The organism is Clavibacter zhangzhiyongii, from assembly GCF_014775655.1.
In the GTDB taxonomy this organism is placed as follows: Bacteria; Actinomycetota; Actinomycetes; order Actinomycetales; family Microbacteriaceae; genus Clavibacter; species Clavibacter zhangzhiyongii.
In genome coordinates, this window is the sequence record NZ_CP061274.1 from 2,621,386 (window position 1) to 2,633,981 (window position 12,596).

At 74.0% G+C, this 12,596-nt stretch carries 13 protein-coding genes; 3 read left to right on the plus strand and 10 right to left on the minus strand.

Annotation, left to right across the window (positions count from 1 at the left end; genetic code table 11):
- Positions 1 to 51: 51 nt before the first annotated feature.
- The 4 genes from rlmB to H9X71_RS12390 all read right to left on the minus strand — a co-directional run bounded on the left by rlmB (position 52) and on the right by H9X71_RS12390 (position 4,423).
- Positions 52 to 1,116: a 23S rRNA (guanosine(2251)-2'-O)-methyltransferase RlmB gene (gene rlmB / locus H9X71_RS12375; protein WP_191147363.1), complete on the minus strand. Its 1,065-nt coding sequence runs from the start codon at positions 1,114 to 1,116 to the stop codon at positions 52 to 54.
- Positions 1,106 to 2,560, minus strand: coding sequence for a cysteine--tRNA ligase (cysS, locus tag H9X71_RS12380; protein ID WP_191147364.1), 1,455 nt, complete (start codon positions 2,558 to 2,560; stop codon positions 1,106 to 1,108). Before cysS ends, rlmB begins: the two co-directional genes overlap by 11 nt.
- Positions 2,561 to 2,643: 83 nt before the next feature.
- Complete coding sequence (gene ispD / locus H9X71_RS12385) at positions 2,644 to 3,876, minus strand: 2-C-methyl-D-erythritol 4-phosphate cytidylyltransferase (RefSeq protein ID WP_191147365.1); 1,233 nt, start codon at positions 3,874 to 3,876, stop codon at positions 2,644 to 2,646.
- Between the two features lie 64 nt (positions 3,877 to 3,940).
- A complete protein-coding gene (locus tag H9X71_RS12390; RefSeq protein WP_191147366.1) occupies positions 3,941 to 4,423 on the minus strand; it encodes a CarD family transcriptional regulator in 483 nt (160 codons plus the stop codon).
- A 183-nt stretch (positions 4,424 to 4,606) separates the two neighbouring features.
- Here H9X71_RS12390 and H9X71_RS12395 point away from each other — a divergent pair, with 183 nt between their 5' ends.
- Positions 4,607 to 5,173 (plus strand): hypothetical protein, encoded by a 567-nt coding sequence (locus H9X71_RS12395; RefSeq protein WP_191147367.1) that lies wholly within the window; start codon positions 4,607 to 4,609, stop codon positions 5,171 to 5,173.
- A gap of 96 nt (positions 5,174 to 5,269) precedes the next feature.
- Here the strand turns inward: H9X71_RS12395 and H9X71_RS12400 are convergent, their stop codons facing one another.
- On the minus strand, positions 5,270 to 5,950 hold the full coding sequence (locus tag H9X71_RS12400; protein WP_119434805.1) for a response regulator transcription factor: 681 nt from the start codon (positions 5,948 to 5,950) through the stop codon (positions 5,270 to 5,272).
- Complete coding sequence (locus H9X71_RS12405) at positions 5,947 to 7,110, minus strand: sensor histidine kinase (protein ID WP_191147368.1); 1,164 nt, start codon at positions 7,108 to 7,110, stop codon at positions 5,947 to 5,949. The genes H9X71_RS12400 and H9X71_RS12405 overlap by 4 nt, the downstream gene beginning before the upstream one ends.
- A 205-nt stretch (positions 7,111 to 7,315) precedes the next feature.
- Between H9X71_RS12405 and phoU the strand changes: the two genes are divergently transcribed.
- Entirely contained in the window at positions 7,316 to 7,969 is a 654-nt protein-coding gene (gene phoU, locus H9X71_RS12410) for a phosphate signaling complex protein PhoU (protein ID WP_012039182.1), read from the plus strand.
- A gap of 86 nt (positions 7,970 to 8,055) precedes the next feature.
- Here phoU and H9X71_RS12415 read toward each other — a convergent pair whose 3' ends face one another.
- Positions 8,056 to 8,811, minus strand: a complete 756-nt coding sequence (locus tag H9X71_RS12415) for a phosphoglyceromutase (protein WP_191147369.1) — start codon at positions 8,809 to 8,811, stop codon at positions 8,056 to 8,058.
- A gap of 35 nt (positions 8,812 to 8,846) precedes the next feature.
- Here H9X71_RS12415 and H9X71_RS12420 point away from each other — a divergent pair, with 35 nt between their 5' ends.
- Positions 8,847 to 9,659: a class I SAM-dependent methyltransferase gene (locus tag H9X71_RS12420; protein ID WP_191147370.1), complete on the plus strand. Its 813-nt coding sequence runs from the start codon at positions 8,847 to 8,849 to the stop codon at positions 9,657 to 9,659.
- On the opposite strand, the gene H9X71_RS12425 is transcribed toward H9X71_RS12420, so the two are convergent.
- The 3 genes from H9X71_RS12425 to H9X71_RS12435 are packed head-to-tail and all read right to left on the minus strand — an operon-like array spanning position 9,656 to position 12,504.
- On the minus strand, positions 9,656 to 10,777 hold the full coding sequence (locus H9X71_RS12425) for an FUSC family protein (protein ID WP_191147371.1): 1,122 nt from the start codon (positions 10,775 to 10,777) through the stop codon (positions 9,656 to 9,658). The genes H9X71_RS12420 and H9X71_RS12425 overlap by 4 nt on opposite strands.
- The gene (ygfZ, locus tag H9X71_RS12430; protein WP_191147372.1) at positions 10,761 to 11,915 is read right to left on the minus strand and encodes a CAF17-like 4Fe-4S cluster assembly/insertion protein YgfZ; all 1,155 of its coding nucleotides are present in this window, start codon (positions 11,913 to 11,915) and stop codon (positions 10,761 to 10,763) included. The genes H9X71_RS12425 and ygfZ overlap by 17 nt, the downstream gene beginning before the upstream one ends.
- Positions 11,905 to 12,504: a heme-binding beta-barrel domain-containing protein gene (locus H9X71_RS12435; protein WP_191147373.1), complete on the minus strand. Its 600-nt coding sequence runs from the start codon at positions 12,502 to 12,504 to the stop codon at positions 11,905 to 11,907. Before H9X71_RS12435 ends, ygfZ begins: the two co-directional genes overlap by 11 nt.
- Positions 12,505 to 12,596 lie beyond the last annotated feature (92 nt).

Below are 12,596 nucleotides of genomic sequence, written 5' to 3' on the forward strand. Positions count from 1 at the left end.
AGACGACGACGAGCCGGGACCCGAGGGTCCCGGCTCGTCGTCGTGCGGGCGCTACTTGCGGCGGGCCGCCGCGCGCAGCTTGCCGATCTCGTAGAGCGTGACGCTCGCCGCGATGCCGGCGTTGAGCGACTCGGTCGAGGCGCCGATCGGGATGGAGACGATCGTGTCGCAGGTCTCGGTGACGAGGCGCGACAGGCCCTTGCCCTCGGATCCGACGACGACCACGATCGGCCGGTCGGCGAGCGTGAACTCGTGCAGCGACATGTCGCCGCCGCCGTCGAGGCCGACCACGAAGACGCCGCGCTGCTTGAGCGCCTTGAGCGTCTGCGTGAGGTTCGACGCCATGGCGACGGGCGTGCGCGCCGCGGCACCGGCCGACGTCTTCCACGCGCTGGCGGTGAGGCCGACCGAGCGTCGCTGCGGCACGATCACGCCGTGCCCGCCGAACGCGGCGACCGAGCGGATGATGGCGCCGAGGTTCCGCGGGTCGGTGATGCCGTCGAGCGCGACCATCAGCGGCACCTGGCCGCGGGAGATGGTCTTGTCGAGCAGCTCGATCGCGTCCGCGTACTCGTACGGCGGCACCTTGAGCGCGAGGCCCTGGTGGACGGCGTCGTGGCCGGCGATGCGGTCGAGCTCGGGGCGCATGACCTCGAGGACGGGGATCCCGCGCCCGGTGGCGAGCGACAGCACCTCCTTGACGCGGTCGTCGTACTCGATGCGCGAGGCGATGTAGAGCGCGGTCGCGGGGATCTTCGCGCGGAGCGCCTCGACCACCGAGTTGCGTCCGGTGACGACCTCGGACTCGTCCTGCTGCTTGGCGCGGCGGGCGCGCGGGGCGTCCGCTCCGGCGGGGCGGTCGGTCGCGCGGGCGCGCGGCGGGGCGGAGCGCTCGGGGCGCTCGTCGCGGTCGCGGCCGCGGCTGGCGCCCGCGGACGCCGCCTCGTAGCGGTCCTTCGCGGCCTTGCGCTTGCCGGCGGGGTGGTACGGGCGGTCCTCGGCCTTCGGCGTGGGCTTCTTGCCCTCGAGGGCCTGCCGGCCCTGCCCGCCGGAGCCCTTGAGCGGGCCCTTCTTGGTCTTGCGTACCGCGCCTGATCGGCTGGGCTTATTCGCCATCGATGCTCCAATGCGACCCGCCGGGCGAGTCCTCTATCGTGATGCCGGCCTCGGCCAGCTCCTGTCTGATGCGGTCGGCGAGGGCGAAGTCCCTGGCCTCCCGCGCGGTCTGTCGCTCGGCGATCCGCTGCTCGACCAGCGCCTGCAGCGCACGGCGCGCGGGCTGGTCGGACGCGGTGCGCCACTCGTCGGCGAGCGGGTCGATGCCGAGCACGGCCACCATGGCGGAGACGTCCGCGCGCTGCGAGGCGGCCTCCTGCAGGTCGCCGGCGTCGAGGGCGGCGTTGCCGGCGCGGACGGCGTCGTGCAGCACGGCGAGCGCCTGCGGGACGCTCAGGTCGTCGTCCATCGCCTCAGCGAAGGCCTCGGGCACGGGGGCTGGAGCGCCGTCCGCCGCGGCCGCGGCGGCCTGGAAGCGCGTGCCCGCGAGGCGGCGGGCGCTGCGGTCGAGGAAGGTCTCGATGCGGTCGAGGGCGGCCTCGGCCTCGGCGAGCGCGCCGTCGTGGAACTCGAGGGTGGAGCGGTAGTGCGCGGATCCGAGGAAGTAGCGCACCACGACGGGGCGCGCGGAGGCGAGCAGGTCGGCCGCGAACAGCGAGTTGCCGAGCGACTTGCTCATCTTCTGGCCGGCCACGGCGACGAGCCCGTTGTGCAGCCAGTAGCGGGCGAACGGATCCCCCGCGGCCCGCGACTGCGCGAGCTCGTTCTCGTGGTGCGGGAAGCGCAGGTCGAGGCCGCCGCCGTGGATGTCGAACTCGGCGCCGAGGTAGCGCGTGGACATGGCGGAGCACTCGATGTGCCAGCCGGGACGGCCGGCGCCCCACGGCGACGGCCACGACGCGCTCGCGGGCTCGCCGGGCTTGGCGCCCTTCCAGAGGGCGAAGTCGCGGACGTCGCGCTTGGCCCGCGGATCCGCGTCAGCGGCGGCCTCCATGTCGGCGGCGCGCTGGCGCGTGAGCTCGCCGTACTCGGGCCAGGACGCGGTGTCGAAGTAGACGTCGCCGGATGCGTCGTCGGCCGGGTACGCGTGGCCGCGCTCGACGAGGCGCTGGATGATGGCCTGCATCTCGCCGATGCTCGCGGTGGCGCGGGGCTCGTAGCTGGGCGGGAGGATGCCCAGGGCGGCGTAGGCGCGGGAGAACTCGAGCTCGACGCGGTACGCGAGCGCCCACCACTCCTCGGTGCCGCCGGCCTCCTGGCCGCGCCGGGCGTTGTCGATGACCTTGTCGTCGATGTCGGTGACGTTGCGCACGAGGGTCACGTCGAGGCCGCGGTGAGTGAGCCATCGGCGGAGCTGGTCGTACGCGAGGGCGCTGCGGAGGTGGCCGATGTGCGGCGCCGACTGGACCGTCGGACCGCAGACGTAGATGCCGACCCTGCCGTCGACGAGGGGCACGAAGTCCCGGAGGGACTGCGTCCGGGAGTCATGGAGGCGCAGGGTCACAGAGAGATCCTAGTCAGCGCGCCTCCGCGCCCCCGCCGGATGACGGGCGGCGCGGCCGGCCCGGCGGCCGCGGGACGACGCGGTCAGAGGCGCTCGACGAGGGCCGTGGCGACCGCGGCGACGCCGTCGCCGCGTCCCGTGAAGCCGAGGCCGTCGGTCGTGGTGCCGGCGAGCGAGACGGGCGCGCCGACCGCGGCCGCGAGGATCCGCTCGGCCTCGGCCCGACGCGGCGACAGCTTCGGGCGCACGGCCATGACCTGCACGGCGACGTTGACGATCGAGTACCCCGCCTCCCGGACGAGCTCCGCGGTGCGCCGGAGGAAGACCTCGCCGTGCGCGCCGTCGAGCTCGGGGTCCGCGGTGCCGAAGATCCCGCCGATGTCGCCGAGGCCGGCGGCGGACAGGAGCGCGTCGCACATGGCGTGGCTCACCGCGTCGCCGTCGCTGTGCCCGGCGAGGCCCGGCTCGCCCGGCCAGTGCAGGCCCGCGAGCCAGAGCGGCTGGCCCGCGTCGACCGCGTGGACGTCCGTGCCGATGCCCGAGCGGAGGCGCGAGGCGGCCGATCCGCTCCCCGCGTCGCGTGCGACGAGCTCCTCCGCGCGCCGCAGGTCCCACGCGGTGGTGACCTTGAAGGCGAGCGCGTCGCCCGGGATCACGCGGACCTCGCCGCCCGCGGCCTGGAAGAGCGCCGCGTCGTCGGTGTGCTCCGCGGCGGCCTCGGCGTAGGCGGCCTCGAGCGCCCGGCGCGGGAAGCCCTGCGGGGTCTGGACGCCCACGAGGTCGCTCCGGTCGACCGTGCCGAGGCACTCCCCCGACGCGTCGACGCGCTTGACGGTGTCGGTGACGGGCAGGCCCGGCACGATGCCCGCGCCCCGGTCGCGGACGGCCTGCGCGACGGCGGCGAAGAGCGCGGAGGGGGTGAGGGCGCGGGCGGCGTCGTGCACGAGGACGACGTCGACGGACGCGGCGAGCGCCGCGAGCCCCGCGGCGACGGATCCCTGCCGGGTCGCGCCCCCGACGACGACCGCGAACGACGCGCGGGCCGCCCCGGCCACCGCCTCGACCACGGCGGTCGTCTCGTCGAGGTGCGTGGCCGGAGCGACCACGACGACGTGCGCCTCCTCCGGGAGCCCGAGGATCGCGCGGAGCGAGCGGCCGAGCAACGTGGCGCCGCCGACCTCGACGAGCGCCTTGGGGATCCCCGCGCCGAGGCGGGTGCCGCTGCCGGCCGCGACGACGACGACGCCGAGACGGGGTCCGTCCGGGTGCCCGTCGCCGGTCGTGCGGGCGGAGGGGGCGGCGGCGTCCTGGCTCATGCGGTCAGGCTACCGGCGGGCGGCGGCGCGACCGCCGGCGGGGCGGGCGCGCGCAGCCCCGGGGTCAGGAGGCGAGGACTTCGTCGAGCAGCGTCGACGCGTGCTCCTCGTCGGTCTTCTCGGCCAGGGCCAGCTCGCCCACCAGGATGCCGCGCGCCTTCTGCAGCATGCTCTTCTCGCCCGCGGACAGGCCGCGGTCCTGGTTGCGGCGCCACAGGTCGCGGACGACCTCGGCCACCTTGAGCACGTCGCCGGATGCGAGCTTCTCGACGTTCGCCTTGTACCGCCTCGACCAGTTGGTGGGCTCCTCGGTGAACTCGGCGCGCAGCACCGCGAACACCCGCTCCACGCCCTCGCGGCCGATGACGTCGCGCACGCCGACCATGTCGACGTTCTCCGCGGGGACCTCGATCCGCAGCCCGCCCTGGTTCACGTCGAGCTTGAGGTACAGCTTCTCCTCGCCGCGGATGACGCGCTTCTTGACCTCGATGATGGTCGCCGCCCCGTGATGCGGGTACACGACGGTCTCGCCGACCTCGAAGATCATGGGTTCCCCGTTCTGTGGACTGCCGCCCAGGGTACCAGCCGGGTCGGCCGAGCCCGCGGGGACCCGTGCCGCCGCGGGCGGTCGCCGGGCACCGCATCCCGTAGGCTGGGCGGGTCAGCTGATCCACGCGCGGACGCCCCCGGACGCCCCGGCGCCGGCCCCGTGCAACAACCGGAGGGTCCCGTGAGAGCGCGTACCGCATCGTCCATCGTCCTCGCGGCCCTGATCGCGGTCGGCACGTCGTCCTGCACGTTCATCACGCCCCAGGCCACGCAGATCTCCTACTTCCCGAGCGACGGCTTCGACGCCACGGTCGGCGACCTCGAGGTGCGCAACGCCATCCTCCTGAGCGACGGCGACTCCGCGAGCGGCGCGAGCCTCGTGGTCACGCTCGTCAACAACTCCGGCGACAGCCAGCGCGTCGCGTTCCAGCACGAGCTGAGCGCCGGCAGCGCCGACCGGGAGACCCGCACCGTCACGGCGGCGCCCGGCCTCACCAAGTTCGGCGCCGAGGACTCGCAGCGCATCGTCTTCGACTCGGTCGACCCGACGCCGGGATCGCTCACCAAGATCTACATCCAGTACGGCGACGCCGAGGGCGTCGAGATGGACGTGCCCGTGCTCAACGGCGACCAGGAGACGTACACGAACCTGGTGCCCGGCGAGACCGGCTCCACGCCCGACACCACCGTCACCACGACGCCCGTCTCCCCCGAGGGCGACGAGGGCCTCGGCGACGACCAGAACTGATCCCGTCCCGGCTCGCCGGGAGGACGCACGACGAAGGCCCCGTCCCCTGAGGGACGGGGCCTTCGTCGTCGCCGGCCGACCGGCGACGACGGTCCCCTACGCCTCGAAGCGGTAGCCGAGCCCGCGCACGGTGACGAGCAGCACGGGGTCGGACGGCTCGCGCTCGATCTTGGAGCGGATCCGCTTGATGTGCACGTCGAGCGTCTTGGTGTCGCCGAAGTAGTCGGATCCCCAGACGCGGTCGATGAGCTGGCCGCGCGTGAGCACGCGCCCGGCGTTGCGCAGCAGCAGCTCGAGCAGCTCGAACTCCTTGAGCGGCATCGCGATCTCACGGCCGTCGACCTCGACCGTGTGGCGCTCGACGTCCATGCGCACGGCGCCGACCTCGAGCACGTTGAGCGGCTCGTCGTCGACCTCGACGCGGCGGCGGAGGACCGCGCGGATGCGCGCCAGCAGCTCCCGGGTCGAGTACGGCTTGGTGACGTAGTCGTCGGCGCCGAGCTCGAGCCCGACCACGATGTCCACCTCCGAGTCCTTGGCGGTCAGCATGATGATCGGCACGGCCGAGCGCGTGCGGATCTCGCGGCACACCTCGGTGCCGGGGAGGCCGGGGAGCATGAGGTCGAGCAGGATGAGGTCCGCGCCGTCCCGGTCGAACGCCGCCACGGCCGCGGGGCCGTCCTCGACGACGTCGACCTCGTAGCCCTCGCGCTGGAGCAGGAAGGCGAGCGGCTCGCTGAGCGACGCCTCGTCCTCGACGAGCATGATGCGTGTCACGTGGGTTCTCCGATGTCCGTACCGGCGAGCGCCGGGGTCTGCGATGCCTCGGGGAGGCGGATGGTGAAGGTGCTGCCGCGGCCGGGCCTCGACCAGACGCGCACGTCGCCGCCATGATTCTGCACGACGTGCTTGACGATGCTGAGCCCGAGCCCCGTGCCCCCGGTGTCGCGGGCGCGGGCCTGGTCGACGCGGAAGAACCGCTCGAAGATCCGGCCCTGCTCGTCCTCGGGGATCCCGATGCCCTGGTCGGTGACGACGATCTCGACGGCCCCGTCGTCGACCATGACGCCGATGCCGACGCGCGATCCGTCGGGCGAGTAGTTGACGGCGTTGCTCAGCAGGTTGTGCACCGCGACCACGAGGAGTGCCTCGTCGCCGTAGACGGTGCTGCGCGAGCGCTTCCCGCGGGCCAGCTCGATGCCGCGCAGCTCCGCGCCGAGGTGCACCTGGTCGAGCGCGACGCTGATCACGTGGTCGACGTCGACGGGCTCCGCCTTCTCGAGCGCGTTCGAGGCCTCGAGCCGGGACAGCTCGATGATCTCCTGCGTGATCCGCGCGAGCCGCGCCGACTCCGTGGTCAGCCGCGCGGCGAAGCGCCGCACCTGCACCGCGTCGTCCGCGCACGAGTCGAGCGCCTCCGCGAGCAGGCCGACCGCGCCGATGGGCGTCTTCAACTCGTGGCTGATGTTCGCCACGAAGTCGCGCCGCACCTGGTCGAGCCGGTACGACTCCGTGCGGTCCTGCGCGAGGAGGAGGACGTAGCGCGTGCCCAGCCGGGCGACGCGCACGTGCATCTGGAACTCGGCCGCGCCGAACGGGCCGCGGGCGAGCGAGACCTCCTCGGCCATCGGCTCGCCGGATCGCCGCACCCGGTCGACCATCGCGACGAGCTCCGGGTGCACGAGGGCCTGGTGGAAGACGAGGCCGGACGAGATCGCGCCGGGCGACGCCTTCATCACGTTGTTGGACGGGTCGAGCACGATGCCGGCGGACTCCAGCGCCTCGAGCACCTGGTCGACGCCGTCGGGGACGACCGGGTTGGTGATCTCGACGGCACGGTCGCCGCGGTCCGCCGCGTGGTGCAGCAGCCACACGAATCCCGCGCCGACCGCCAGTCCGATGAGGAGGCAGACGAGCACCAACGCACCGGTGTCCATGCGCCCACCCTAGGAGACCGGGTCGGGCCGCCCCGGCCGGGCGGGCGCCGCTCCCCCGCCGCGCGGCGCGAATTCAGCTCGTCGGCACCGTGCGTTAACCTGCGAGGACGAGAGTCGCATGACGTGGACCCGGCACCCGGGGTCCGCCCTGCCCGAGAACCACCCGCCCCTCCTGCAGCAGGGCGGCCTGAAAGGACGTCCCCCCATGCGCGAAGTGTTCCAGCAGGAGCTCCACGAGGTCCAGGAGCGTCTCATCGAGATCTCCGCGCTCGTCGCCATCTCCATCGAGAACGCCACCCGGGCGTTCAACGAGTCGAACGTGAGCCTCGCCGAGACCGTCATCGAGCAGGACCGTCGCATCGACGAGCTCGCCACGAGCCTCGACGAGCTCGCGATCAACATCCTCGCCCGCCAGCAGCCGGTCGCCCGCGACCTCCGCATCGTCGTGAGCGCCCTCCGCATCAGCGCGTCGCTCGAGCGCATGGGCGACCTCGCCGAGCACATCGCGCAGCTCTCGCGCTACCGCTTCCCGGACAAGGTGGTGCCGAAGTCGCTCCGCCCCACGTTCCTCGAGCTCGGCCAGCTCGACGTCGCCATCGCCCGCAAGCTCACGGACCTCCTCACCACGGAGGACCCGAAGCTCGCCGAGGAGATCCGCAACGACGACGACCGCATCGACGAGCTGCACCTCAGCGTCTTCGACAAGGTGCTCGGCGAGACCTGGAAGGGCGCGGCCGTCGACACGGTCGACTCCACCCTCGCCAGCCGCTACCACGAGCGCTTCGCCGACCACGCGGTCTCCATCGCCAAGACCGTGCAGTACCTCGCCACCGGCGACTGGGTGCAGGCCGACGCCTGATCCCCGCCCGCCGGCCCCGCGCCGGCCGACATGACGAGAGCCCGACCGGATGATCCGGTCGGGCTCTCGTCGTGCTGCGGGCGGTCCTACTCCTTGGTGCCCTGCGCGGCCACGGCCGCGGCTCCCGCGGCGGCCGCCTCGGGGTCGAGGTACTCGCCGCCGGGGACGATCGGGCGGAAGTCCTCGTCGAGGCGGTACACGAGCGGGATGCCGGTGGGGATGTTGAGCTCGGCGATGTCCGAGTCCGAGATGCCGTCGAGGTGCTTGACGAGCGCGCGCAGCGAGTTGCCGTGCGCCGTGACGAGCACGGTGCGGCCGGAGGCGAGGTCGGGCTGGATGTCCGACTCCCAGTAGGGCAGCATCCGCTCGATGACGTCCTTGAGGCACTCGGTGCGAGGCAGGTCGTCGCCGAGGTCGGCGTAGCGCGGGTCGCCCGACTGCGAGAACTCGTCGTCGTCGGCGATGGGGGGCGGCGGCACGTCGAAGGAGCGGCGCCAGGTGGCGAACTGCTCGGGGCCGTACTCGGCGAGGGTCTGCGCCTTGTCCTTGCCCTGGAGCGCGCCGTAGTGGCGCTCGTTGAGGCGCCAGGTGCGCTGGACGGGGATCCACGACCGGCCCGCGCGCTTGAGCGCGATGTTGGCGGTGTCGATGGCGCGGATGAGGACGGAGGTGTGCAGCACGTCGGGGAGGATGCCGGACTCGGCGAGGAGCTCGCCGGCGCGCTGGCCCTCCGCGACGCCCTGCTCGCTCAGCTCGACGTCCACCCATCCGGTGAACAGGTTCTTCTGGTTCCAGTCGCTGTTGCCGTGACGCAGCAGGACGAGGGTGCGGGAGTCAGCCATGCCGCCAGCCTACCGAGCGATGGGAGACTGATCCCATGCCGGGCGCCGCCTCCCCCGTCGGCTCCGTGACCCGCGGGACGACGAACACCAACCGCCTCCGGCGCGTGGACCGGTGGATCGCGACCCTCGACTCCCTGCGCACGGCCGCGGATCCGCTCGTGGTCGACCTCGGCTACGGCGCCAGCGGGATCACGGCGCTCGAGATGCACCGGCGGCTGCGCGCGACGCGGCCGGACGTGCGCGTCGTGGGCATCGAGATCGAGCCGGGGCGGGTGGCCCGCGCGCGGGAGCAGCTCGCGGCGTGGCCCGACCCGGACGCCCGCGAGCGCGTGTCCTTCGTGCGCGGCGGCTTCGAGGTGCCGCTGCCGGGCGGCGAGCGGGCGACCGTGATCCGCGCGTTCAACGTGCTGCGGCAGTACGACGAGTCGGAGGTGCCGGCCGCCTGGGACCGCATGGCCGCGCGGCTGGTGCCCGGCGGATCCGTGGTCGAGGGCACGTGCGACGAGATCGGCCGGGTGTCCAGCTGGGTCGACGTGCGCGCCGACGGGCCCCGCAGCCTCACGATCTCGCTGCGGCTGGCCGGCCTCGAGCTCCCGTCGATCGTCGCCGAGCGGCTGCCGAAGGCGCTCATCCACCGCAACGTCCCGGGCGAGCGCGTGCACGAGGTGCTCGCGCTGCTCGACCGCTGCTGGATCCTCAGCGCCCCGCTCGGCGTGTACGGCCCGCGGCAGCAGTGGCTCGGCGCGGTCGAGCGGATGCGCGATGCCGGCGTCCCCGTCGAGGGCGGGCACGCCCGCTGGCGACTCGGCGAGCTCACCGTCCCGTGGTCGGCGGTCGCTCCGGCCTAGACCTCCGGCAGCGCCGCGCGCGCGTCCCGGGCGTCGACGCCGGCGGCCACCTGCAGGTCGACGAGCAGCGGGCGCAGGAGCATCACGAGCATCACCTCGCCGACGGGCGCGCCGGGGATGAGCTCGCGCGGGTCCAGCCGCACGGCGACCAGCACGAGGTTCTGCTGGGCGAGCGGCGCCGCCGACGGGTCGGACAGGCTCTGGCCGAGCAGGTTCACCCCGTTCGACACGGTGGCGAGCAGCTCGGCGAGGACGGGGCGCCTCACCCCGTCGACGACGAGGAAGTCGATGCGCCGGGAGATCACCCGGAGGTTCCGCACCGCGAGGTCCATGCCGTCGAGCACGCGCCGCTGGCCGCGGAGCTCCGGTAGGTGCCGGCGGAGGAACGGGGAGATGCGGGCGATCGAGAGGGCCGAGTCGGCCGCGGCGCTCCACGCGTCGATGAGCGGCTGCGTGCGGCGGAGCCGGTCGAGCGCGCGGTCGGCGGCCGTCGCGTCCCCGAGCCGCAGCGCGGTGACGAGCGACGTCAGCGCGTAGGAGCACTCGGAGAACACGCGGCGGGCCTCGCGGAGGGCCTGGCGCCGCGGATCGCGGGGGATGAGCGCCGTCGCGAGCAGCGCCACCGCGCCGCCCACGAGTCCGTCGACGCTCCGGACGAAGACGCCGCCCGGCGGCGCGGGCAGCAGCGCGACGAGCACCGCCTGGACGCCCGCGGCGACCGCGAACGCGGCGTTCGACGACAGCAGCCGCGCCACGAGCAGCGTGGCCAGGATGATCACGAACAGCTGCCACGCGCCGCGGCCGATCCCGAGCAGCAGCACCTCGCTCAGCGTGATGCCCACGGTCATGCCGATGGCGGTCTCGAGCACGCGCACGGGCCGTGCGTCGCGCACGAAGCCGAGGCTCGTGATGGTGACGGTGGTCGCGAGCAGCGGGGTGTCGTGGCCCAGGACGTGATGCGCGAAGGCCCAGCCGCCCGTGGCCGCGATGGCGATCTGCAGGGCGGCTGGCGCGGATCCCCAGAGGCGGAGGAGCGCGGCGCGGGGATCCGCCCGGTGCCTCAGGGTGCGGGCGGCACGGGCCGACCGCTCCCGCGCGCGCTCAGCGGCGGACCGCACCGAGCCGGGGCAGGCGGGGGACGTCGGCGGAGCGGCCGGCGTCGGTGGGCACGATCACGTCCTGCATGGCCTGCACGCGCACGTCGTCGGCGATGACCTCGAGCTGCGCGGCGGGATCCACGTTGCGGCGGACCACGGCGAGCGCGATCGGCCCCAGCTCGTGGTGCAGCGCGGAGGAGGTGACGGCTCCGACGACCTCGCCGGGGGCGCCGTCGGCGTCGGCGGGGAGCCGCACCTCGGATCCGGCGCCGGGCAGGACGGCCTCCGACCCGTCGAGCTGCAGCAGCACGACGCGGCGCGGCGGACGGCCGAGGTTGTGCACCTTGGCGACCGTCTCCTGCCCGCGGTAGCAGCCCTTGCTGAGGTGGACGGCGCTCCGCAGCCAGTCGAGCTCGTGCGGGATGGTGCGGTCGTCGACCTCGGTGGCGAAGCGCGGGCGCCACGCGGCGATCCGCAGGGCCTCGGCGGCGAGGGTGCCCGCGACGGGCAGCCCGCCCGACGCGGCCCGGGCGACGAGCGCCGGCAGCTCCTCGCGCGGGACGAGCCGCTCGCTCCACGTCCACGACGCGGACGGGTGCGAGGGAGCGGTCGCGTACTGGTGGCCGCCGGGCACGACGTGGATCCACGGGTCGCGCCACACGAGCGGCACGCCGGCGGGTGCCGCGACGGGGAGGTCGGGCTCGCCCAGCGTGCCGATCACGGCGAGCTCGGCCGTGCGGTCGGCGGGCTCGACGCGCAGCATGAAGCGCATCCGCTGCAGGTAGGCGAGGAGGGCGGGCGCGTCCGCGGCGTCGAGCAGGAGCCAGGCGGAGACGCCGTCGTCGATGACGCCGACCGCGTGCTCGAGCCGGCCGTTCTGGTCGAGGAACAGGGTCTCGGCGGAGTCGCCGGGCGCGAGCCCGCGGAGCGACTGGCTCGTGATGGAGTCGAGCCAGGTCAGCCGGTCCTCCCCCGTGACGGAGAGCACGGCGCGGTGCGAGAGGTCGACGACCGCGGTGCCCGCGGCGAGCGCGCGCTGCTCCTGGACGAGCGATCCGTGGTGGGCGGGCACGCCCGCGTCCGGCCCGTCGCCCGCGACCGCGCCGGGCAGGTCGAGGAACGGCGAACGGGCGGCCGCGGGATCCGGCTCAGTCGACATGCGCCACCCGCCCGGAGGCGTGCGTGCGCAGCGGCTGGCCGAGCGCCGCGATGTCCCAGGCCCAGAGCAGGTCGCGCTCGACCAGGCCGTAGAGGCGCGTGGCGCCCGTGTACTCCTTGGCGCCCTCGGTGCGCATGACCGCGTCGGTCGCGAGGTCGATCCGCGCGCTCTTCACCTGGCCGACGTAGAGCTCGCTCACGCCGCCCGGGTGCACGAGCGCGACCTCGACGTCGAAGCCGCCGTCCGCGTTGCGCAGCGTCTCGACCTGCTCGGCGGTCGTGTAGGACGGCTCGCCGGTGGGAGGCAGCATCGCCGGGCCGGGATCGCCGTCGGTGACGCGACGGCGCAGGCGCCAGTAGCCGGTCTCCGTGACGAAGGGGACGGGGCCGTCATCGCCCTCGACCCACGCGTAGGAGGAGTAGTTGAGGTGCGGCAGCCCGTCGTGGCTGAAGCTGATGCGCTGCCCGAACTCGCGGCGGACGACCTCGTCGCCGACGGCGTACTCGACGACGCCCGAGCCCTCCCAGACCCCGAGGAGCCAGGACAGCGGGACGAGCTCGGCCGGGAGGCCGGTGGGGATCTCGATCATGCGGCCCGCGGTCAGCGCTGGCCGCGGAAGAGGTTGTACACCACGACGAGCGACACCCAGCCGATGGAGAGGCTCGCCAGGACCAGCAGTCC